General features: G+C 44.3%; 27 protein-coding genes. 3 read left to right on the top strand and 24 right to left on the bottom strand.

The window, feature by feature from the left end; genetic code table 11:
• Window positions 1-4: 4 nt before the first annotated feature.
• From O3276_RS14275 to O3276_RS14175, 22 genes are all read right to left on the bottom strand, one after another.
• A complete protein-coding gene (locus O3276_RS14275) occupies window positions 5-514 on the bottom strand; it encodes a glycosyltransferase (protein ID WP_269671953.1) in 510 nt (169 codons plus the stop codon).
• Window positions 477-944, bottom strand: a complete 468-nt coding sequence (locus O3276_RS14270) for a glycosyltransferase family protein (protein ID WP_269671952.1) — start codon at window positions 942-944, stop codon at window positions 477-479. The genes O3276_RS14275 and O3276_RS14270 overlap by 38 nt, the downstream gene beginning before the upstream one ends.
• Window positions 937-2,103, bottom strand: a complete 1,167-nt coding sequence (locus tag O3276_RS14265) for a glycosyltransferase family 4 protein (protein ID WP_269671951.1) — start codon at window positions 2,101-2,103, stop codon at window positions 937-939. The genes O3276_RS14270 and O3276_RS14265 overlap by 8 nt, the downstream gene beginning before the upstream one ends.
• A complete protein-coding gene (locus O3276_RS25790; protein ID WP_442876602.1) occupies window positions 2,069-2,467 on the bottom strand; it encodes an O-antigen ligase family protein in 399 nt (132 codons plus the stop codon). Before O3276_RS25790 ends, O3276_RS14265 begins: the two co-directional genes overlap by 35 nt.
• On the bottom strand, window positions 2,422-3,384 hold the full coding sequence (locus O3276_RS14260) for a hypothetical protein (protein WP_269671950.1): 963 nt from the start codon (window positions 3,382-3,384) through the stop codon (window positions 2,422-2,424). Before O3276_RS14260 ends, O3276_RS25790 begins: the two co-directional genes overlap by 46 nt.
• Before the next feature lie 291 nt (window positions 3,385-3,675).
• Window positions 3,676-4,263: a glycosyltransferase family 2 protein gene (locus tag O3276_RS14255; protein WP_269671949.1), complete on the bottom strand. Its 588-nt coding sequence runs from the start codon at window positions 4,261-4,263 to the stop codon at window positions 3,676-3,678.
• 5 nt (window positions 4,264-4,268) lie between these two features.
• Window positions 4,269-5,525, bottom strand: a complete 1,257-nt coding sequence (locus O3276_RS14250; protein ID WP_269671948.1) for a lipopolysaccharide biosynthesis protein — start codon at window positions 5,523-5,525, stop codon at window positions 4,269-4,271.
• A 101-nt stretch (window positions 5,526-5,626) separates the two neighbouring features.
• The gene (locus O3276_RS14245) at window positions 5,627-5,827 is read right to left on the bottom strand and encodes a hypothetical protein (protein WP_332328114.1); all 201 of its coding nucleotides are present in this window, start codon (window positions 5,825-5,827) and stop codon (window positions 5,627-5,629) included.
• Window positions 5,828-5,916: 89 nt separating this feature from the next.
• A complete protein-coding gene (locus O3276_RS14240; RefSeq protein WP_269671947.1) occupies window positions 5,917-6,042 on the bottom strand; it encodes a PIN domain-containing protein in 126 nt (41 codons plus the stop codon).
• A gap of 18 nt (window positions 6,043-6,060) precedes the next feature.
• Window positions 6,061-6,621: an IS630 family transposase gene (locus O3276_RS14235; protein WP_269675991.1), complete on the bottom strand. Its 561-nt coding sequence runs from the start codon at window positions 6,619-6,621 to the stop codon at window positions 6,061-6,063.
• Window positions 6,622-6,647: 26 nt separating this feature from the next.
• Window positions 6,648-7,100, bottom strand: coding sequence for a helix-turn-helix domain-containing protein (locus O3276_RS14230; protein WP_269671946.1), 453 nt, complete (start codon window positions 7,098-7,100; stop codon window positions 6,648-6,650).
• A 35-nt stretch (window positions 7,101-7,135) separates the two neighbouring features.
• Entirely contained in the window at window positions 7,136-7,435 is a 300-nt protein-coding gene (locus tag O3276_RS14225) for an AbrB/MazE/SpoVT family DNA-binding domain-containing protein (protein WP_269671945.1), read from the bottom strand.
• A 161-nt stretch (window positions 7,436-7,596) separates the two neighbouring features.
• Window positions 7,597-7,884, bottom strand: a complete 288-nt coding sequence (locus O3276_RS14220) for an addiction module antidote protein (protein WP_269671944.1) — start codon at window positions 7,882-7,884, stop codon at window positions 7,597-7,599.
• 1 nt (window position 7,885) lies between these two features.
• Window positions 7,886-8,263 carry a type II toxin-antitoxin system RelE/ParE family toxin gene (locus O3276_RS14215; protein WP_269671943.1) on the bottom strand — a complete coding sequence of 126 codons (378 nt, stop codon included), beginning with the start codon at window positions 8,261-8,263 and terminating at the stop codon, window positions 7,886-7,888.
• A gap of 196 nt (window positions 8,264-8,459) precedes the next feature.
• Window positions 8,460-8,825 (bottom strand): HepT-like ribonuclease domain-containing protein, encoded by a 366-nt coding sequence (locus O3276_RS14210; RefSeq protein ID WP_269671942.1) that lies wholly within the window; start codon window positions 8,823-8,825, stop codon window positions 8,460-8,462.
• On the bottom strand, window positions 8,822-9,112 hold the full coding sequence (locus O3276_RS14205; protein WP_269671941.1) for a nucleotidyltransferase family protein: 291 nt from the start codon (window positions 9,110-9,112) through the stop codon (window positions 8,822-8,824). Before O3276_RS14205 ends, O3276_RS14210 begins: the two co-directional genes overlap by 4 nt.
• Before the next feature lie 320 nt (window positions 9,113-9,432).
• A complete protein-coding gene (locus O3276_RS14200; protein WP_269671940.1) occupies window positions 9,433-9,762 on the bottom strand; it encodes a nucleotidyltransferase domain-containing protein in 330 nt (109 codons plus the stop codon).
• Complete coding sequence (locus O3276_RS14195) at window positions 9,762-10,190, bottom strand: nucleotidyltransferase substrate binding protein (RefSeq protein WP_269671939.1); 429 nt, start codon at window positions 10,188-10,190, stop codon at window positions 9,762-9,764. The genes O3276_RS14200 and O3276_RS14195 overlap by 1 nt, the downstream gene beginning before the upstream one ends.
• Window positions 10,191-10,450: 260 nt before the next feature.
• The gene (locus tag O3276_RS14190; protein WP_269675990.1) at window positions 10,451-11,620 is read right to left on the bottom strand and encodes a nucleotide sugar dehydrogenase; all 1,170 of its coding nucleotides are present in this window, start codon (window positions 11,618-11,620) and stop codon (window positions 10,451-10,453) included.
• A 950-nt stretch (window positions 11,621-12,570) separates the two neighbouring features.
• The gene (locus O3276_RS14185) at window positions 12,571-14,784 is read right to left on the bottom strand and encodes a GumC family protein (protein WP_269671938.1); all 2,214 of its coding nucleotides are present in this window, start codon (window positions 14,782-14,784) and stop codon (window positions 12,571-12,573) included.
• Window positions 14,785-14,930: 146 nt separating this feature from the next.
• Window positions 14,931-15,761: a polysaccharide biosynthesis/export family protein gene (locus O3276_RS14180; protein WP_269671937.1), complete on the bottom strand. Its 831-nt coding sequence runs from the start codon at window positions 15,759-15,761 to the stop codon at window positions 14,931-14,933.
• Between the two features lie 51 nt (window positions 15,762-15,812).
• Window positions 15,813-17,006: a hypothetical protein gene (locus tag O3276_RS14175; protein WP_269671936.1), complete on the bottom strand. Its 1,194-nt coding sequence runs from the start codon at window positions 17,004-17,006 to the stop codon at window positions 15,813-15,815.
• 500 nt (window positions 17,007-17,506) lie between these two features.
• Here O3276_RS14175 and O3276_RS14170 point away from each other — a divergent pair, with 500 nt between their 5' ends.
• From O3276_RS14170 to O3276_RS14160, 3 genes are all read left to right on the top strand, one after another.
• Window positions 17,507-18,031, top strand: coding sequence for a hypothetical protein (locus tag O3276_RS14170; RefSeq protein WP_269671935.1), 525 nt, complete (start codon window positions 17,507-17,509; stop codon window positions 18,029-18,031).
• 210 nt (window positions 18,032-18,241) lie between these two features.
• Entirely contained in the window at window positions 18,242-18,964 is a 723-nt protein-coding gene (gene uppS / locus O3276_RS14165) for a polyprenyl diphosphate synthase (RefSeq protein WP_269671934.1), read from the top strand.
• A 141-nt stretch (window positions 18,965-19,105) separates the two neighbouring features.
• Window positions 19,106-19,330, top strand: coding sequence for a hypothetical protein (locus tag O3276_RS14160; RefSeq protein WP_269671933.1), 225 nt, complete (start codon window positions 19,106-19,108; stop codon window positions 19,328-19,330).
• A gap of 515 nt (window positions 19,331-19,845) precedes the next feature.
• On the opposite strand, the gene O3276_RS14155 is transcribed toward O3276_RS14160, so the two are convergent.
• Entirely contained in the window at window positions 19,846-20,751 is a 906-nt protein-coding gene (locus tag O3276_RS14155) for a HigA family addiction module antitoxin (RefSeq protein ID WP_269671932.1), read from the bottom strand.
• Window positions 20,741-21,043, bottom strand: a complete 303-nt coding sequence (locus O3276_RS14150; RefSeq protein ID WP_269671931.1) for a type II toxin-antitoxin system RelE/ParE family toxin — start codon at window positions 21,041-21,043, stop codon at window positions 20,741-20,743. The genes O3276_RS14155 and O3276_RS14150 overlap by 11 nt, the downstream gene beginning before the upstream one ends.
• Window positions 21,044-21,116: the final 73 nt, after the last annotated feature.

Here is a 21,116-nt window from a genome sequence, read left to right as displayed (position 1 = left end):
AGTCTCAAATGTCAGTTTCGAATAATTTCTTTTTAATTATTTTAGATAATGAATAGTTTGTAATGTCAATAGGTTCTTGATATAAATGCTCACTTGTTAGTTTGTTTTTATCAATAGTCGGAAACATATCTCCAGGGAAAACAACATCCATTTTTTTGTTATGAATTTCATTCGCTATCTGTAACTGATGGTCATCTGAAAACTCTCCGTATTGCGCTACTCTTGGTACAAAAATGACCCGCTTACGATATTGTAGAAGCATGTTAAGACTACCAATACCACAGTGACTAATAACAAGATGACTTTGTTTTACAAGATCTTCCATTTCAGTTCGACTGATTAGATCAACTACTGTACCAACAAACGGTTTTTCTTGTATATCAAATCCACCAGTTTGAATGTACCAACGACAATCATTACTATTGTATAGCGGTTCATTTCTTAAATAATCCACCAGTCGTTGAAACGGATAACCATTACTCCCCATGGTCACTAAGATCAAAGGTTGTGCCATAATATTCAATGCCTTCGTATTGTTGAGCCACGTCTTTCCATTGGCAAATAAAACAATTATATAGTTTAAAGCGGTAGATCAGCTTGCCAGAATTAGACAACTCTACAACCCTGGATAAGGTATCAAGATATACAAAACGGATTCTAAATAATTTACAGAGAAGAGCAAAAGGGAGACAAATCGGCCCACCAGTACTAAAAACAGACTTAGGCCTTTCACGCAACAAAACGATTATTGCAAAAAATATATTAATAAAATGAATTATCGGGTTCTTTTGAGTATCGAATATCTTATAAATTCTACGTATTCTCACATTACTTATATTTTTTTTATTAGTAACAAGAACGATTTCATCACAGAGGGCTGTTGCACAAAGAGCTTGTGTTAAATGCCCTCCTGCAGAAGCTATAACAAGTATTTTCCTATTCATGGTTTAAACCAATTGTTTCTTCCACTACATTACGATATGTTTCAATAATATGATCATTAGTCAAATGAGCTAATTTACCATTTTTTATAGCTTTAAATACATTATTTTTAAAGTTGTTTATATTATCACCCATGTGATTTAATGCATTGCTAATTTCAGTAGCACTTTTATTCTCAATGCCAATGCCAACCTCAAGTCCATCTAAATAACCATCAATGCCAGTATTCTTGTGAAATAGAATTGGCAATCCTGCAAATAATGCCTCAACATAAACCATTCCAAACGATTCTGGCGCACTCGGTAATACGAACGCATCGTAGTTCGTGTACATCTCTAATAATTTATCATGTTTCACTCGGCCTAGTAATTTCACTCTTTTCATTAGATTGCATTTAGTAATTGCTTTATTGATGGCGTTTATTTCTACTGGGTCAGACATTCCAATGATATCTAAAGTCATTTTTAACCTCAGCTCCTTGGTCGTCAAAGCATATATTAGTGGTATAATACCTTTCAATTTATATTGATTTAACGCTACGCATACTAGCTTTAGGTGATCGCCTTCTTTTTGTTTTTTTGGCTTTGCAACTTGTAGCACTTTGTTTACGCAGGGAATTGGAAAATCAAAAGTTTTATTTTCATCATAAGTCGGTAACTTTTCAAAATTCTTTTTTGCCCATACACTCATAAATAAAATCTTTTTAGAGTGATAAACTACCTCCTCATATAAAGAACCATTGCCAACTCCATACTTTAAAAATCGACTATCCGTCCCACCTTGCACCGTGCAAATCAAAGGCTTATTTAGCATTTTTGACAAATAAAAACCAACTGACCCTTCGCATGTTATTTTATGTGAATGAATTAATGATATTTCAATATTATTACTACGAACTTCACATGCAATTTTTTTTGCTAAATAATAAGCACTGTATTTCAGAAAAGACCCTAAAGGAAAACCAAAATAAAAAAGACTGAAAAGGTTTTCGTCTTTTTTTATTATTTTGATTCTGTTTGGTATATTGGTGCGATGAATTGCAAAAACATAATGTTTATATTCGCTAGCAAGCTTAATAAGATTCTTTACAGCTGGGGTTGAATTATAGCCACTATTATCCGGATAGTCAGCATGAATATGAAGGATTGATGTTCTTGTCATAGAAAATATTGACCGCAGAAAAGTTAATTAAAAAAAATACCCAAAGAAAATTCTGGTCAACTAGTACTGTAGACTCTGTACAGTTTTGGATGAATAGAGTTACTAGTGAAAATATTGGAATTAAAGTTGGATTTAAATGAAATTTTTTCACGCTAAACATGAAAAATGCAATTAAAGTTATAAATCCAGTTATACCAAGCTGAAGAATTACGTCCAAATAGCCATTATGAGCTTGATTGAGAAACTGCATAAAGCTGTATTTAATATTCAATATATCAGGAATTTCTCCTGTTCCCCAGTAAGCCCCATAACCAAAACCTAAAACTGGTTTTTGTAAAGCAGCAAAAACGAGAAGCTGCCATATATTCCCCTCCCTGTTAAATCGACACGATCCAGAGCGATGGTAAAAGTTTGCAGAGGGTCAAATGAAAATATGTAGCCAGCGGCTATATAAATAACAAAAAAAGACAATAAGATGAGCATGAAATATGAAAAATACTTGAGATATTTCATGCCTAAAAACGCATAAGTTAAGCCAAAAAAAAGTGTAATAGCAATTGATGTTTTTGACTTTGATAAGAGCAGTACTATAAGCCACAGCAAAGAAACAATGGCTGCCACTTTCCTGATAAAAAAGATACCGTCTTTTTTTCTATATTTATGTACAGTATGCAAGGAAATGACAAAGAATATAGCTGAAATATACCCCAACACATTTTTATGTGAATGAATTCCAGCTAATGCACCATCAGGTGAAAATGCAAAGCTTGGCATGATGATAATAGTGGTTAGCTCCAAAAATAAAATTGCCAAGCCGGATATATAAAGTGTTTTCTCAAAGATATCTATATTTTTAGTGCGATACACAGCCAGACAAACTACTAGAAAAATCATAATCTGAAGCACGCTTCTTTTAATAGTAGCTGCCGGAAAGTCTGACCAAAAAAATGAAATTACACAAAGAACTAAAAGTGGTGATAAATACCAGTTAGTATATACAATATTTATAACACTCTGCTTTTTATCACGTAATACTTCATAAAATAAATATATAAGTAATAATGACCAAAATAATTGCTTAGTGATTGAACCTCCACTCTGGGTTATTTTTTGTGTGTCTATATCAATAGACATAAGGGTTTGCCTTGGTGACCATTCTGGTGAAAAAAAATCACACACAAAGAGGATTACAAAAATTAATGGCCATGTATTTTTATTAAAAAAATAGCGTCTATCTTCTTCAAAATCAGTCATCATGGCTTTTGATTCGATATATTTCAACGGGTTCTATTGACAGGGAGGACCTTATTTTTCCAAAACAGTCAACCAACTTTAAATAGTACTTGAAATAGTTCGCTTTCCCCGTTGGTAAAAGTAAAACTGCTAATACAGAAAATAAGAACAACTTAAGCAAGGTGATTAAAAAAAAGGCAAGTTTTTCTTTTAATTTCATATAAGGTTTCCTGACCTTTATAAACGTCTCACCTATCCGCAAAGCTCTTTTTGTTAGATACTTTTCATTCAGTCTGTTATTCTCTACAGTTTCTAAAACATTTGCCTCATTAGACCATATCAATCGCCCTCCTTTTTTATATAAACGGATAAAAAAATCACCGTCTTCCCCCCCCCCGTCAAGCCAAACTCCTTATTGAAGCGTAAGCCATCTTTTACCCATTGGGAATATAGCAAGCCATTACCTGCAGCTCCACAATCAATTTCTGTACCTGTGACCAAGTTACGTCTTCCAAAATAATCACCTTCTTTGATCCAGGTGGGTGTTGATTTCGGGTATATAGGTATTACTGGTCCCTGAACAAAATCAGCCTGATATTTCTTTGCCGTATTTAGTAACTGGCTTATCCAGTTTGAATCAGCTTCTTCATCATCATCAATAAACGCAAGCCATTCACCTGTTGCCATTTCAATGCTTTTATTTCTTGCTGTTGCTATGTTTTTTTCAGGCTCACTGAAATATTTGATATCAAAGGGGTAATCTCTACTTATATCATCAATAATTTTTTCTGCTGTTTTTTCCTGATCATTATCGACGACAATCACTTCAAGTGTTGTATCAACTGGTAGTATTTGGCAGGCCAGGCTTTCAAGAGTATTTCTCAGAAATGCTCTTTTATAAGTGCATAGACAAACGGATATTTTCATAGTTGCTAGCTATTTTCACCTTTAATTAATTTTTCATCACTCTGTTCGTTAATGTATTTTTTAATCACAATAACAATGTAAAATAGTGCAATCATTTCACCTGATAATAATGAGAATATTGCCCATATTGGTTGGTTAATCAAACACACCGATAACAATACAATACCGCTCACTAATGACCCATAGATTGTCGCAAAAGCCAATGGCTTAAAACAATTCATAGCCTGAACACCGACACTTCCAGTGCTTCTCACTTGTATTAATACTGTTACTACCGCCCAAAGAAAAACCACTATTGCTATATCAGAATACTTTCCACCATAGATCAATGGTTCTAGGTAAGGCCACGCTGTATATAAAATGATTCCAAAAATCAGGTTGAATAGAATAAAGCCAGAACCAGCTATCAGTAGATACTTTTGAAAAGCACGCAGTTGGCTATTAAAAAACAAGCCTGATAAATATGGAGTTGATACCTTTCCCCATGCGGCGGTCAGTAGGTTGAGTGGACCATAGATTACTCTCCCTGCTTGTAATAATGCCAATGTCGCATTACCAAAGAAAAGGCTAACGATAAATATATATCCTCTATTTTGTAGTTCTGTAGTTACAACGCCTACTAGAGACCAGCGTGACTCTTGCCAGATAGTTACATATTCCTTTAATAAATCATTTGTTCTTATTTGACCATCCACTTTCATTTTCAGACTGGCTTTACCGTAAAATGCACTTGTATAACCAGCAACGGCTATACTCATCAATGCAGAAATAAGATTGACTGTTCCATATAAAAAGTAACTTAAAAAAATGAGAAGAGCTGATAACAAGACAAAGATGACATCAAGGTTAATAACCTGTTGAACCAATACTTTGCTAAAAAAACGACTTTTAATAAATTCTCTAGCAGGTACTGATGTTATATATAAAGCAATTGCAACAGTTAATGTATTATCTTCTGATAAATAGCTAGATAATAGTAATGATAAAATAAACACAATTATTAAAAAAAATGTATTTACTAGAGACAATGAACTTTCCAACTTTATTTTTTCAATATAGTTACTTCGTGACCACCTGACAGAAAGTGGCGTATTTATAAGGGCATTCTGAATAGATGTTGCTGTTAAACCAAGAGCAAACAACAAACTATATAATCCATAATTTTCTGGAGTAAGAACTCTAATTAAGATGACATTTACAGAAAAATTAAAGGCACTAAGCCCACCTTGGTCAATTACTGATAAGATTACATTTCTTTTCATTAATGTTTTTCATTTACTTTGTTAATGAAATTACTGCCCATCATGCTTGTTAAAGAATAGTATGAAGAAATTATGAAAAAACCAGGGTCGAAAAACCGGGGTCATATATGGTCCGCCCCGCATTGCAAGGGAAAGTTTTCCAACCGTGTAAATTGTTTCAGCCGCGCTGCTTTTTTATCAAAAGTCCAGGTTGTTTTGCATTTCCTGAGGTTGTTGTGATGGCCTATCATTGCATCCGCAAAATCATAGCCATTGGTATAATCGACGATGGCATTTAATACCGCCTGACGATTATCGGTCATAATGCACTGTAGACAGAGAAGCTCCCGAAGTTTCTGACATTGTTTTTCTGCATTGACTTTATAGAAGTGACTGAGCACCCAAACGGTTTCTACCAGTACGATGGGGCTGAGGTAAATTTTGGCAGGGCTTTCAATAAAGCCAGAGCTTGCTGATGTTGCTTCAAATCGTCTTTGACAAGGTAGCGAACAAGGACATTGGTATCAATACCGTCCATTATTGATATGCGCCCATGCTACCCAAATCTTTGTAGACAGGCATAGGCGGTATCTTCAGCCCTGAAAAAGCCTAGGATTTTATCTGGTTGTTTCTGGAGTGACCTGAGTCCTTTTTTAACTGCATTCAAAAAGGCTTCCTTGGTTCGCAGTATCAGTCTTCCCATGTGACCTGATTTCAAATAGCTCCAGACGTATTCATCGGGATTCAGCTCTGGTGAATAAGCGGGCAAGATATGGATGCCCAATAAACGGGGTTCTTGCTGCAGATATTTGAGAACCTTTTTCGCCTTATGGGCAGAGTGCCCGTCAGCAACCACCAGTACCGGCCGGTCATGAGTGCGCACCAGCTGTTTCAGGAAACGAATAAACTGATCAGCATTAAACCGACCATTGATGGTCATGTAGCGCATGGTGCCTTCACCACTGACAGCAGAAATCAGGTTGATACCGAACCGCGCCCCTGTTGCTTCTACGACAGGTGTTCGGCCTTTCTTTCCCCAAGTTGTGCCGCTGTGGTAGTCAGAACGTGCGCTGCTTTCATCAGCAAAGTAGATAAGCGCATTATTTTCTTCTGCAATTGTACGAAGAACAGGGTAACGAGTTGTCAGCCAGTCATGGACTTTTTTTTACACTGTTGCCATGCCTTGCGTACCGGGCGCTGAGGAGAAAAGCCCATTCTCTTGAGCATCTTGCCAACAGCCGCTGGATGCATGGTGATACCAAACTCACTTTTGATGATGTCGGCAACAATGTTACGAGTCCACATTGCCTTGTAGAATCCGAAGTCGGTAGGATTCTTGATCAGAAGTATCTCAGCAAGCTCTGCCCTTTGCAGATCCGACAATTTGGGAGGCCTGCCACCAAATGGCCTGGTTTTTAATGCCTCAAACCCACCTTCTTTATAACGGTTGATCCAGTCATATACGCAGGTGTGATCTGTACTGTATATCTCTGAAATTTTTTTGACAGAAGCACCATCCAACCACTTTTGAATAGCCTCCATGCGAATAGACTCGCGAACTGTGTGGCTTAGCTTGCGTCCATCAATTCTACTCATAAACTGCCGCCCTCCTGAAACAGGCGACAGTCTACTCAACTTTGTTGTGGAAGGCTTTGGCACATGTCAATATCATTATCCTCTCCGTTTTGCCAGGAAGCCATCGCACCTGCTTTGATGGCCTGTTCCATATCTTCCAGTGTTCCTTGTTTGCCATTGGTGTCGCTGGCAAGACAACCTGCCAGCGCTTCAATGTCGTTATTCATGGGAGTGAGGGTGATTACACCGTCTTTTTCTTCAAATAGTACCTTGTCACCGGGGTGTAGGTGGAACTTCGACCGCAAGGCGTTGGGTATGGTTACTTGCCCCTTGCTGGTTATTGAGCTGGTAGACATGCTGGCTTTCTCGCAATAAGCACACAGGTATTACTTTAGGTAATACCCCTGCTGTGCTCTGTCAAGAAAGGAAAACCAAAAATCGGGGTCAGGTCATTCATTATGCACAATGTAACCCAACACCCTTATTATACTTTGTACAGTTCGATACCAGAATATCACTAATGCTGAGGGCTGATTTTCAAACTCACTCCCAGGGCCTGAAGAATTTTGAACACTGTATCAAATCTTGGTTTCGCACCTGGTGCCAGGGCTTTGTATAAACTTTCCCGACCGAGGCCTGAGTCATTGGCTATCTTCTGCATCCCTGTTGCCTTGGCGATATCACCAATAGCCGATAAGAGCAAAGCTTGGTCACCCGTTTCGATGACTGCATTCAAGTACTCTGCAATAGTTTCACTGTCGTCAAGATACTCTGATGCATCAAAGGTCTTTAGCTTCCTGCTCATGTCATGCCTCCAGATTTTTTAAAATGGCTTTTGCTTTTTCAATGTCTCTGGACTGGCTGGCCTTGTCACCACCATTGAGTAATACGATGATGACATCCTCTTGCCTGGCAAAGTAGATCCTATAGCCTGCCCCGTAGTGCACCCGAAGTTCTGACACTTTGCCTCCAACTGATTTCCAGTCCCCGATGTGTCCCTGCTCCAGCAATTTAAGAGAGGCCAGGATTCGAGCCTTGCCCTGCTTGTCTTTAAGTTTGTGCAGCCACTTCTCGAAGTGGTCAGTGGTCTTGAGCAAGTACATTAAGGAATTATGTATCCATTTGGATACATATTCAAGTTCACACACAAAAAACGGAAAAAAACCGGGGGTCAGGTCTTTCATCGTACATTTCCGACCTGATGGACTACTTTTTCAATTTCTGAATAAATATAAAAGTGGTACCAATGAACAAAAAAACAACGTGAAAGAATGGCTGCGCTTAGCTGCGATAAAGAACAGGGTCAGGTCTTTCATTATGCACATTTATCGTCGTGTATTATCAAAAATGAGCGATTCCACAACAGGTGCTCACTCTCATTTATTCAATTGATTCAATTAATTTCTGAACACTGCTTGCTAATGCAGGCAAATCATTCTGAATGGTTTGCCAGACAATGGGAAGGTCAACTTTAAAGTAGCCATGAGTAAGGGCATTTCTCATTTCATAGGCATAAATAAAAGGTACTTCTTTGTGATCTTTCACAAACTGAGGAAAGTGTTTATCAACGTTGTTGCTGGCTTCACCAATAATTTCAAGGTTTCGGATGACTGCATCCTGAACAAGCGTGTTTTCGTAAAATTCTTGTTCACTCTTCAAATCAGCGATGTACGCTTGTATTCGCCCCACTGCCTCAACGATGTGAGAAAGATATTCCACTAGCCTCAGTGCATTTTTCCCTTTCATATGGGCTTTGCCTGCGAAAGGACTTCATCTCTGATCGTGTCTGAAAGTGAGCCAGGAGTCAGGATGTCGACTTCTACACCAGTTAACTGCTTGAGTTTGTGACGGATCGCTCCGATATCAAACAGGGTCATGTCCTGACCCGGGTCAATCAGTATGTCCAGGTCACTGGTTTCGGTGTCGGTTTCATTCAATACAGAACCAAATACCCGGGCATTAGCCGCTTTATGTTCTTTTATAACGGCTTTGATCTTTGCCCGGTATTTTTTTAATGCTGCCGATGGTCTCATGGGTTGCCTCAGCCAGTAGTCGTTTCTATATCTACTCTAACATATCTATTTGTATTGTCTTCTTTGCTCTGGCTGGGTATTCCGGAAACATTCGGCCACCCATTCCGGTAACATCCGGCCACCCTTTTTTGCCAGCGGCGCAGTCTATTTCAATAACCGTTACCCTCGTTCTTGAGCCCCTTTCAAGGATGACGGGATAGCAAAAGAACAGGGTCAGGTCTTTCATTATGCACATCATTTGTCGTTTAAGTGATAAGTAAAGATATTCGCACAATGAAAGACCAGACCCGCGCTTCCGCTTGTGCCCCAAGGCCAGCTGCTTATTCTGGATCAGAGCGCTGATAAAATACCTGACCAACCCGTTTGATATGATCCAGCAGGTTGGGGTTGTCAATGGTTGCCAAAATGGATAGATCAAAATGGTAAGGCAACAGCAACTCTTCAAGTGTTTCTTCAATCTTGAGCAGGATGGTTAAGTCCAGTGTTGCCTCTTTGGACGGTAATAAGGTCAGATCGATATCTGAGCCTGGTTTATAGGTGCCTTTGGCTCTCGACCCATAAATGATGACTCGATCAACTTGTGGAAAATCAGCCATAACCTGTTGAATAGCGGTTATGGTTTGTTCCTTTAGTCCAAATCGGTTGGCCATCAGTTGCTATCATCCAGCCAGTTTGTCAGCGTTACTTTTAGCTCGCAGAAAGCAGAAAAATATTGTTCCAGAATTTTTTCAGCAATGTCGTTAGCCACGGCTTCCACGTAAGTATGTGATGTGAGGTTGCGACTTTTTATCATTTCCATCCAGAGTTCACCATCAACCACCAGCCCTTCCCTGAAGGCTACCCTTGCGGCATCTCTTGACCCCATTACGCCGCTAACTCCCCGGTAATCCAGAAAGTCTTTCAGTGTTTTCCAGGCCAACTCATGGGTAAATTCAAAGCCTTGTATCAATCCCTGCTGCTCCAGTTTCGACAGGGAGCGTTGCTGTGAAAGCTCCACGGCTTCCTGCAAAGCTGCAAGGGCACGCTGGTAGTTATCAAATCGCTGTATCCAGCGAATATCGTCGTTGTTATTCGGCATGGTGGCTTTTACATAGAGATGTATGAGCTTTTAATCTTAGCAAGTTAGGAATTGACTGGTAATAACTTCCCTATTTTCATTGCCTGACTGGACAAGCTTGTCGAAGTTCGGTGGCACGCCCCTTCGACAAGCTCGCGAACCGGGTCACGCGAACGCGAACCGGCGAACCGGGGTCAGGGCTTTCATCATGCATGCTCATTGTCGTCTATAAATGAAATGCTACATTTAGCCCAATCCCGACTGAAAGTTTATCCAATCAACTATGAATCCACCCCAAATAAATCACGGGTATAGACTTTACCTGCGACATCTTCCAATGCAGGCTCTTTACGGTTGGCAATAATCACATCGCTCACCGCTTTAAACGCTTCCAGGTCATTGATCACCTGTGAATGAAAGAACTCATCTTCAGTAAGCACCGGTTCATAAACGACAACTTTAACCCCTTTGGCTTTTATCCGTTTCATCACCCCCTGTATGGCTGATGCACGGAAGTTATCTGAGCCGGATTTCATCACCAGTCGATAAACACCGACTACTTCAGGGTTACGCCGTAGAATGGAGTCGGCTATAAAATCTTTTCTGGTGGTGTTGGAATCCACAATGGCTTTGATCAGGTTATTGGGAACATCCTGATAATTAGCCAGCAACTGCCTGGTATCTTTTGGCAGGCAGTAGCCACCATAACCGAAGCTGGGGTTGTTGTAGTGGCTGCCGATACGTGGGTCCAGCCCAACGCCTTCGATGATTTGCCGTGAGTCAATACCGTGGGTTTCGCAGTAGGTGTCCAGCTCGTTAAAGTAGGACACCCGCAAGGCCAGGTAGGTATTGGAGAACAGTTTTACCGCCTCGGCTTCGGTGCTGTCGGTGAACAGAACCGGGGTATCTTTTTGCTCCGCGCCCTGAACAAACAGCTCGGCTATTTTTTTTGCCCGCCCGGACTGTTCCCCGATGATAATCCGGGAAGGGTAGAGGTTATCGTGCAGAGCTTTACCTTCTCTCAGGAATTCCGGAGAAAAGATGATGTTGTTGCTGCCGGTCTCTTCTTTTAACTGCCGGGTGAAGCCTACCGGCACCGTGGATTTAATGACCATTACGGCATCAGGGTTGATGGCCATCACATCACTAACCACCGATTCAACACTTTTGGTATTGAAGTAGTTGGTTTGCGGGTCGTAATCCGTAGGGGTGGCGATAATGACATAATCAGCCCCTGTAAATGCTTCCTGTTTATCCAGGGTCGCCCGAAAGTGTAGCTTCTCGTTTTTCAGAAATCGTTCAATATCTTCATCCGCAATGGGTGATAGCCGATCGTTCAGCATATCCACTTTTTCAGGGAGAATATCTAGAGCAATCACTTCATTGTGCTGTGCCAACAGCATGGCATTGGACAAACCGACATAGCCGGTTCCGGCTATTGCAATTTTAATCATTGGAGTCAAACCAGACGAGGAAGATTGTTTTGCCACGAAGGGTCTATGATTGCTCTTCGATAACTGCTCCATGCGTTACTCTACCACCTGCATTCATGCTGGCGTGCATAATCGACACTTCCACCATCCATGGTGGTCGCACAAAGGCACTGAGTTTTTTACTACTGCGGCTTTTGTTTAGTCCGTGGAGAGGAAGTGAATACTTGATCTCTTCATGGTAAGGAGCTGTCCTGAAATAACTTCGACATTTCTACAGTCGCTACCCGCTTCCCGAAAAGCTGGAACCACTTGTGCTTTTGCGGGGAGCGGCCGGCGGTATTTTCCCGGGCTCAATAAAATGATGAAGTTATTCCGGGAGAATTCCTAAGTGGAGCCCCCCCCCCCCCACGCTACCGCCCACCGATTCAGGCTCTTATCGAAACGACCAGGGTTCAGGCTGTAGTGTAACTGCCATGCCTTCGGTTTTTAGTGAGTTGATGCTTAAAACCAAATTCACGCTAAATCAAAAGCCTCATCGGTCTTTTAAACCAATGGACGGTATATAGAGCAGCAGGAGTAGAAAATAAGACTGGGCCAGCGTATGGCCTGTAGATAACGGCGATTTATTCTACGACGATAAAACTATAATGCAAGCCGGGTTAAGCCGACACATCATCCGAAGAATTACTGTAGCTTGCGGCATTTTCCGTAGCTGTCTGTTTTTACGAAAGTATCGCTACTTATGCCCTGCAGGGCATCTGATTATTTTTAATCGGTGATTTTTTCGGATGTAACCAGTGATTGAGGCACTGTTTGATTATTAGACAATGTTATTATATTTAGGCGCTGGTTTTGAGTTTCAGAATATAAGCTCGCTTTCCGCCGCCCGCTGTCCGCCTCCCGTAAAAGCATTAGTCTTTTATCTTTTTCGGGTAGCGGGAAGCGGGCGGCGGGTAGCGCTGAAAGCCTCAGGAAGCTCCGGAATAGTAACCGGTAGAATCGTAATACCCCTGGTTATAGCCATAGGTATCTTTGGCTTTGGGGTTGATCTTGTTCAGCACCGCTCCGGTAACTGATGCCCTGGCCTGAAGCAGCCGACCTACGGCGGCACTTACTGCATTAGACTGCATACGGCCTGCTTCAACCACGTAGACTAAGCCGTCACAATGGCGGGAGACCATCAACACATCGCTGACGTTCTGTACCGGCGGGCAGTCCAGCACCACGTAGTCGTAATGCTCCCGTAGTTTTTTCAGCAAGGCGGCAAACCGTTCCGTAGAGAGCAGTTCTTGTGGATTGGGTGGCACCATACCACAGGGGATGGCATCAATGCCTTCCAGCTTGTGAACCGCCTCGTTGACATTGGCCGTACCGGCTAATAAGTTTGCCAGACCCACTGAACCACCTTTTATATGGAAGTTTTTACCTACCACCGGGCGGCGCAGGTCGCAGTCGATCAGCAGGGTTTTGCCCAGTTGTCCCAGAGAAAGCGCCAGGTTGGAGGCTACGGAGGATTTGCCCTCACCGGGTACTGTGGAGGTAACCGCAAACAGCCGGTGCTGCTGATCCATGGCGGTCAGGTTGACACTGGTTCGGATGGTGCGCACCGCTTCGCCAAAGGCAGCCTGCTGTTTATCGGTAAACAGGTTGAACACATGGTCCAGCACCGTTTTGTCGGTTAGTTTGGGTAATACTCCAAGTACCGGAAGATTGAGTTTTTCTTCCACATCCCGGGTGGTGCGGATGGTATTGTTGAGCATCTCCAGCAGGAAGGCGATTCCGCAGGAGATCAGCAAGCCCATCAGCATGGCCACGGCAACAATCAGCTTTTTCTTGGGTTTGACTGGGGTTTTTGGCGTAAAGGCTTTATCCACTATGCGGGCGTTGGCGGTTTGCAGATCGCTGGTAGCCGAGGTTTCCTGAATCCGTTTGAAGAAGGCATCGTACAGGTCTTTATTAGTCTGAACCTCACGCTCCAAAGCACGCAGGCGGAACTCTTTGCGGTTAGTTATCTGGATGCGCTGCTTCAGCTCATCTACTGCGGCAGAGAGGCTGCGCTCATTGGCCTTGTCGATTTCGTATTCCCGCTCTACCCCTGCGACAATATTACCAATCTGCAGATTCATATTCTGACGGATGCTTTCCAGCTCGGACTTTGCCGAGATCATTTGCGGGTGTTTAGGGCCGTAACGCCGGGAGAGATCCGTAACCAGTCTCTCCACTTTCGATTCTTCCTGCTTCAGGTTTTGGATTAAAGGATGTTTAAGTACCGCTTGCAGGGACTGGCTATCACCTTTGCGCATTGCCCCGGAACGGATCTGTTTATAGATATTCTCAGAAACTGCAAGCTTGCTGCGCACCTGCACGAGGGCATTGGTCAGGGCTTTCAGTTCATCACTGGAGGCATTGAGTACCCCTTCCAGTTCGATCAGGTTTTCCTGTTCCCGGTAATCCTGTAGCTCTTCTTCCGCTACTTTCAGTTTTTCGGAGAGTTCACCCATACGGCCCTGCATCCAGTCGGTGGCGTTCAGGGTCAGGGCCAGTTTCGACTCCATATAGGATTCGATATAGGCATTGGCAATGGCGTTGGCGATTTTTGCCGCCAGCTGCGGGTTCTCGGACTGGGCATGGATTTTTACGATCTGGGTTTTGCGCACCGGCTCAATGGAGACACTGGCCGCCAGTGTATTGATGGTATCGCGCATGATCATGCCCGGATCTTCCGGTGCTTCCGGCTCCTTCAGGCCGAACCAGCTGCGCCAGTCCAGCATGCCTGCGTACCAGGGAGCTTCTTTCAGGCGGCCGTTGAACTCCGGGTTGTTCAGCAGATCAAGTTTGTTGACTACCTTTTCCAGCACGCCACGGGATTTCAGCACCTCAAACTGAGTGTTGAGATAGCTGTCGGTACCACCATCAATGCCATAGACCTCTTCAATGGAGAGCACTTTGGCCTGTTCCTGCTCGATTTGCAGGGTGGCGGTGGCCTGGTAGATGGGTGTCATGGAGAACACCACAAGAATGGCCACAAGAGTAACTGCTGCGGTAAAACCGATAATGGCCCAGCGATGGCTGTTGAGCACATGGAAGATCTGGCGAAGGTCGATAATCTCTTCGTCCTGGGGCAGCCTTGTTTTGGCCGGGGCTGCGGGTGGCGATGATGCCTGTCTGGTTTCTGTGTTCATAGCGGTTCAAATTATGGGGGGCGGGGGAAAAGATTTTCACCACAAAGGCACAAAGACACAAAGGAAAAGCTTTTTTTGTAAGAGCTTTGCTCTTACCAGTCTCTTGCTCTTCTTTGTGTCTTTGTGCCTTTGTGGTTCAAAAAAAATTAAAAGAAGCTCTCGCTGACGGTGATTATGTCGCCAGGCAGAACCGAGTCATTTAAGGACAGAGTTCGTTCTACCGCTTTGCCGTTTTCCTCACGGGTGACGGTGATTCCTTTTTTGGAGGCTCGCTGGGTAAAGCCACCTGCCAGTGCTACGGCTTTTTCCAGGGTCAGGCCCGGCTCAAAGGCAAAGCCGCCCGGCTCCTTGACCTCGCCAGAGACAAAGAATTTGCGATACTCCATCATGGTGACGCTGACCCGTGGGTCGATGTAATAGCCGTCTTTCAATTTTTCGGTAATCAACTTTTCCAGCTCGCCCAGAGTCAGGCCCTTGGCGCGGAACTCACCCAGGAAGGGGTAAGAAATGCTGCCCGCATCCGTCAAGATCAATTCTTTTTCCATTCCCTCTTCTCCGTAGACGGAGATCATGATTTTATCCCCTGCGCCCAGTTTGTAGCGGGACAGGCTCATGGGCTCAGCGGCCAGCAGCGTGGAGCTAAAGACCATTAGTAGCAGTAGACCGGTTATAGTCGTCAGTCGCCGTGCAGGGTTGAGTAAGTATCGTTCAGAGATCATTGTATAAACCCGACTGAAATCTCCTGAAAGGGATGGGGATTGACTGAGGAGATGGGTGAAAAGAAGTCCTGAATAGAAAAGCAGGCGGGATATTACACCAGCCTGCTTTTGTTCACCAACTTTGCTAAAAGACTGGTTGAACCACAAAGGGCCGGTGAATGTTCCCGACAACACCGGCACTTCCGCCATCCATGGCGGTCGCACAAAGACACAAAGGAAGAAAAAGATTGGTTTGTTCCACGCGAAGCGTGAGAACAACCAAAAAAAACCTTTGTGTCTTTGTGCCTTTGTGGTGCAAAGCTTAAATCTTTACAGCGCAAGGGTACCAGAGAGCATGTAGTAGTTTCTCTTATAGTCTTCCGCATCGGTAAAGCCGTTCTTGTCGGCTTCATCACGGTTGGTGTGCTGCCAGGAAGCCGAGACTTTGATGTTGCGTTTTACGTTCCAGTCTACCGCCAGACCCAGCTGGTTTACGGTTCTGTCTTTTTTGGTGATGCCGCTGCTGCCCTGTACTTCTTCATCTGAGTAGCTGTAGTTGGCACGGGTACTGATTTTACCGGTCCACTGATGTTGCCAGGTCAGACGGGTTGTGGTGCCCTGGGTAAAGTCTGCTTCAGCCGGGTTGTCTGATTCCAGGCCGTAGTCACGGGTGGTACTCAGCTGAATTAAGGAGTAATCCACTGGCAGGTAGCTTACGCCCACTTCCCAACCGGTATAACCCTGGCGGTCAGTGCCGGTGGCATCACGGTAACGGCGACCCAGCTTGGCATAACCGTTGCTTTTGGCGGTGGCTTCCCAGTTCAGACCCAGCAGGTAACTGGTGATATCGTATGCGGCATTTTGCTGTTGCGTATAGTCCAGCTTGCGTTCCTTGATTTCTACCAGGGCACTGGTTTTGGGCATAAACTGGTAGTAGCCAGTGGCACCATACTCGGTGGTTTTTCTGTCTTGGCCACCGGCATTGTAGTTTTTCTTGTCGTAGCTGCCGAACAGGTCAGCACGCATCAGCGCCTCAAGGGAACCAAAGCCATATTTCAGGCTGCCCTGGGTTTTGTCGTATTCCGGGGCAGCTTTATCAATATCACCATTTACGGTAGAACCGGCATCGTGATAACGGCCAACGTCAAATTTGGCATCTAACCGGTTACGGCTGTTAAATTCCTGGTGGATATCACCCTTAACGCCAACATCGGTAAAGTTCGCGTCTGACTGACTGGAGTAGCTGGTATTTCGGGCTGCCAGGGTTGCTGCGTAGGTGCTGAGGCCGGTTTGAGCTTTGAACTCAGCTTCGGCATTCAGCTTATAAACTGTGGATCCCTTATCCGCCAGATCACCTTCGCCTTCACGGTAAACATTATCGTCATAGCCGATACCGGCGCTGGCCATCGGTGTCATCTCTACCGGGCCCAGGTTAATATGACCTGCGTCTTCTACGGCAGCCACCGCGCTCATGCCATAACCGGCCAGCACGATGGCCAGGCCAAGCTGATTAAACTCCCTCATTTTAACTCTCTACCTCAAACTGGCTGTGCTTACCAGGCATGGATCTGTTACCGTGGCTGGAAGATGAATAGGGAAAATGTGACATCGATCCCATAAACCTATGCATTCTACGGGTGGCAGGGATTAATTGATAGACGCCAATTGACTTTTTTAAGGGTTTGTATTGTAGGCGATGGGTCAATATAATTTCCACCACTGTCTCTACCTATATATATGAGTGCAATAGTTGCTGTATAAAAAGGCGCAGAGAGTTAAGGAACTGTCCCTGAATAACTTCCACTTGTTGCCACGGAGGCACGGAGACACAGAGGAAAAGCTTTTCTCCGTGTCTCCGTGGCAAGGTTTTTCTTTCCCGAATATCGGAAATGGGGGACGTTATTTCAGGACAGTTCCTAAGTGGACCACTCTTCTGAAAAGCTGGCCGTCATTGATTTTCGGATGGCTGTTAGTGATAACGGACATTCAGAATGGGGTTACTGCAACACATTAAAGGAACAACGATGAAACCAAGACTCATACTTGCCTCCACTGCGCTGGCGATGGCTGCCCTCGCAGGCACCGCCCAGGCGGATCTGGCGCAGGACCTGGTCACCATGCCAGCTGAACAGGCATTGACCAAAGCGATGCAAAGCGGTACCCAATCCATTGAAGCGGTGATTTCTGCGGCGGCTGTCAAACTGCAAGGTCAGCCGGAACTGTTGGCTTCACTGATTTCTGCGGCGATTAAAGCCTTTCCGGAGCAGGCAGCGCAGATTGTTGCTGTTGCCATTTCCCAGGCTCCTGGCCAAAGTGCAACGATTGTCAGTGCAGCCTTGGCAGCCACTGAAGGTGATGCAGCAATGCAGGCTGCTATTAACCAGGCAGCTACTGATGCTGAACAGCTGGCACAGACTCAAACCACAGAAACTGAAGCAGAAACCGTGGAAGCAGAACAGACGGAAGTGCCTGCTGCCCAGCTTCCGCCACCACCGCCTCCGGCCAATTCCGGCTCCAGCGACCGGCCGCCTGCGATTAGCCCGAACTGAGGTGCTTTGCTTCCTGGCTTAGCACTCTCTTTCTGGTAAAGTTACGAAATGTTTTTTTGCCACGGAGACACGGAGGCACGGAGAAAGACTTAAATAAAAAGCTTTTCTCCGTGTCTCAGTGTCTCCGTGGCCAACCTTTTTCTTGCTACACTTCGTATTCCCACCCTGGTAAATCCCCCGTGATGTTGATCTGATTTAACGCTCTCACTTATGCCTATATCCGACCCCGCCCCAAAACTGCCAGAACATATTGCCATTATCATGGATGGTAATAACCGCTGGGCCCGGCACAAGTTGTTACCAAGCTTGTCCGGGCATAAGGCTGCGCTGAACACGGTCAGGGAGGTGATCAAACAGTGTCGGGAGTTGAGGATTCCGTACCTTACGCTGTTTGCCTTTTCCAGTGAGAACTGGCGAAGGCCGGTAGCGGAAGTGACCGGTTTGATGCAGATATTGCTGAATGCGTTGAAGAAGGAAGCCCTGAAGCTAACGGAATACGATATCCGCTTGAAGATTATTGGTGATATTTCAGCACTGAGCCCGCAAATTCAGGCAGCCATTGAGCAGTGCGAAGAAGCGACACAGCATTGTCGTGCAATGACTCTGATGGTGGCGGTGAATTATGGCGGTCAGTGGGATATTACCCGGGCATTCCGACAGCTGGCAGCCACAGTGAAAACGCAGGATCTTGATCCATTTTCGATTCAGCCGGAACAGATTGAAGAGTGCCTGGCCACTGGATCGGCACCACCGGTTGATTTGCTGATTCGCACCAGCGGCGAACAGCGGATCAGTAACTTCCTGTTGTGGCAGTGTGCTTATGCAGAGTTCTATTTCTGCGATACCCTCTGGCCGGATTTCACGGCGCAGGATCTGGATGCCGCTATTGCTGATTTTCAGAAACGTAACCGACGGTTTGGGCGTAGTGATTGAAAGTCTGCTGCTTTAGCATTAAATGGTTTTGCAACGATCAGCGATGACTTGGCGGTAGAGTCTTGCAGTTTTTATCCTCTTTGTTGAAGCTGAAAGAAGAAAAGGATTTAAAACCCATTATAGAAATAATAAGAGAATAGTATGGCGTGTTATCAGCAAGCGTTTGGCGGTAATTATGAGATCGGTATTCGCATGCCAGATTACTTTCAGGATATCTCTTATCGCCATGATACCGGCCCTGCCTTTACCTACACCCGGGGCCACCGGATTCTGAAAATCTGTGTGTTGCCGGAAAGTCTCCAGGACCGGGAGATCACCGGTGCCTACCGTTACACCCTGATGGAAATGGAAGCGGACGGCGAGTGATGACGACTGCCCGGCGTTTGTTACGATTCATTTTGAAACGGACTTACCGGTGGTGTTTGAGCAGGTGATTTTTACCGGGAGTGGTTGCAGGGCTTACTGAACCGGCACCGATAAGCCGGTTTGGTTCTGTACAAGGGATGGGGCCTGCTACCCGTGGGCGGGCGGCCTTTTCTGAGACGAAATCACCGCAAAAACCTTACTGCTGGTAAGGAACTTTACCGGCAGTAATTTCATAAAGTTTGGCGATTTATATCCCATCACTGGCTGATGAGTAGCCCGATCAAAGACACCCAAACAGGAATGCAGGCTTTAAGGATTGTCTGATTTTCTATTTCAGGCTTTTTCCCATTTGAAACGGATTCGGTGAAAGTGTGATGTCTGTGGCAACTTTTTATCATGTTGCAACCTCCCGGTGATAATTCCCGGAAAAATGCCCACTTTCTCTGAAAAGCTACTTATCGATTGTTTGGTAAAAACACCATGTTCAAGAAACTCACGATACTCACTTTCAGGAATCAGTGTGTTCTGAGAAAAGTATCGGCTTCTGATTCTTGCATTAAGTATTGGGGATTCTTTGTGCCATTTTCCAGGAAGGTAATTCTCTTGTCATGCAGCAAAATATGGCCAATTTCGTGTAGTAAGCTAAACCAGAAAATATCAGACCAGCTACCTCTCAATGACATCATGACGACTGCTTTGTGCTTGCCCATCCAGTAAGTAGCACCACTGATATAGGTTTTTGAAAAGTGGGGTATCACAATAAGAGCAATACCACATTTAGCCAGCATTGCACTCAGTTGAGTCAACAGCTTTCCTGGTTCTGTTTCAAACGTCAGTTTTCTTATCACAGGAAGCAATTCCTGCAGTTTTGTCTTATCAAATGGTTCCATATTACTTTTAGATGCAAGAATATGTCCGGCCCTGAGCCATGCAGCCAACGACTCATGAGATACGCTATCTCTTTCATTTTGCCTGAAAGCAGGCTCATACGCTTTGACTGCAGTAATGTGAAAAAGCGATGATACGCCAAAGAACTTTCTGAGTTCCCTGACTTTCTCAATGGCTTTTTTTGTCTTTGCCACAAGCCCTAATTTTGCAATTTCAGCGTAAGGATATGTACTGATAACCTTTATTTCATCCTCCGCATTTTTGGCATCCGCCTCTTTTGCCTTTACCAATCGGTACTCCGACTCAAGACTGCTCCAAAAATAAGCAGGAACCCCTACAACCTGTTCAAGCTGAAGAGCTGTTTCCGGGGTTATAGCCTTTCCCCCTTTAAGAATTTCATTGATTGCTTGAGGAGGACGCCCCATTCTACGAGCTAATTCAGCCTGGGTAATATCCATCTCTTCAAGCACTTCCTCCAGATACTCACCTGGCGGAATGGCTAAATCGGACATATATGCCTGTTCAGTCATCATAGTGCTTGCTCACTTCTTCTATCATTGAGATATTCAGGAACTCACCCTCGAGTGTGAATATCAACCGGTAAAATCCTGTCAGTTTAACTGCATATTGGCCTTTTCTGTCTCCTTTTAATGGATGACATCGAAGCCCGGGAAGTTCCATCAAGTCATCAAGATTACTTGCTGCCTGAATGAGCTTTATACGCTGTATATACTTCCTTGCAACCTGGTCTCCAAACTCCCTAACAGCCTGTTTATACTCGCAAAAACACTTTTCAAGCTTGTTATTTCGGAACTTGACTTTCAAACTGAGACACCTTAAGTATAGACACCAGAAGATGAATATAGTTCACCCTTTGGGTGAAAACTATACATTTTAT

The sequence above is a fragment of the Endozoicomonas sp. GU-1 genome, from assembly GCF_027366395.1.
Classification (GTDB): Bacteria; Pseudomonadota; Gammaproteobacteria; order Pseudomonadales; family Endozoicomonadaceae; genus Endozoicomonas.
This window is presented reverse-complemented; position numbering and strand designations above follow the sequence as displayed.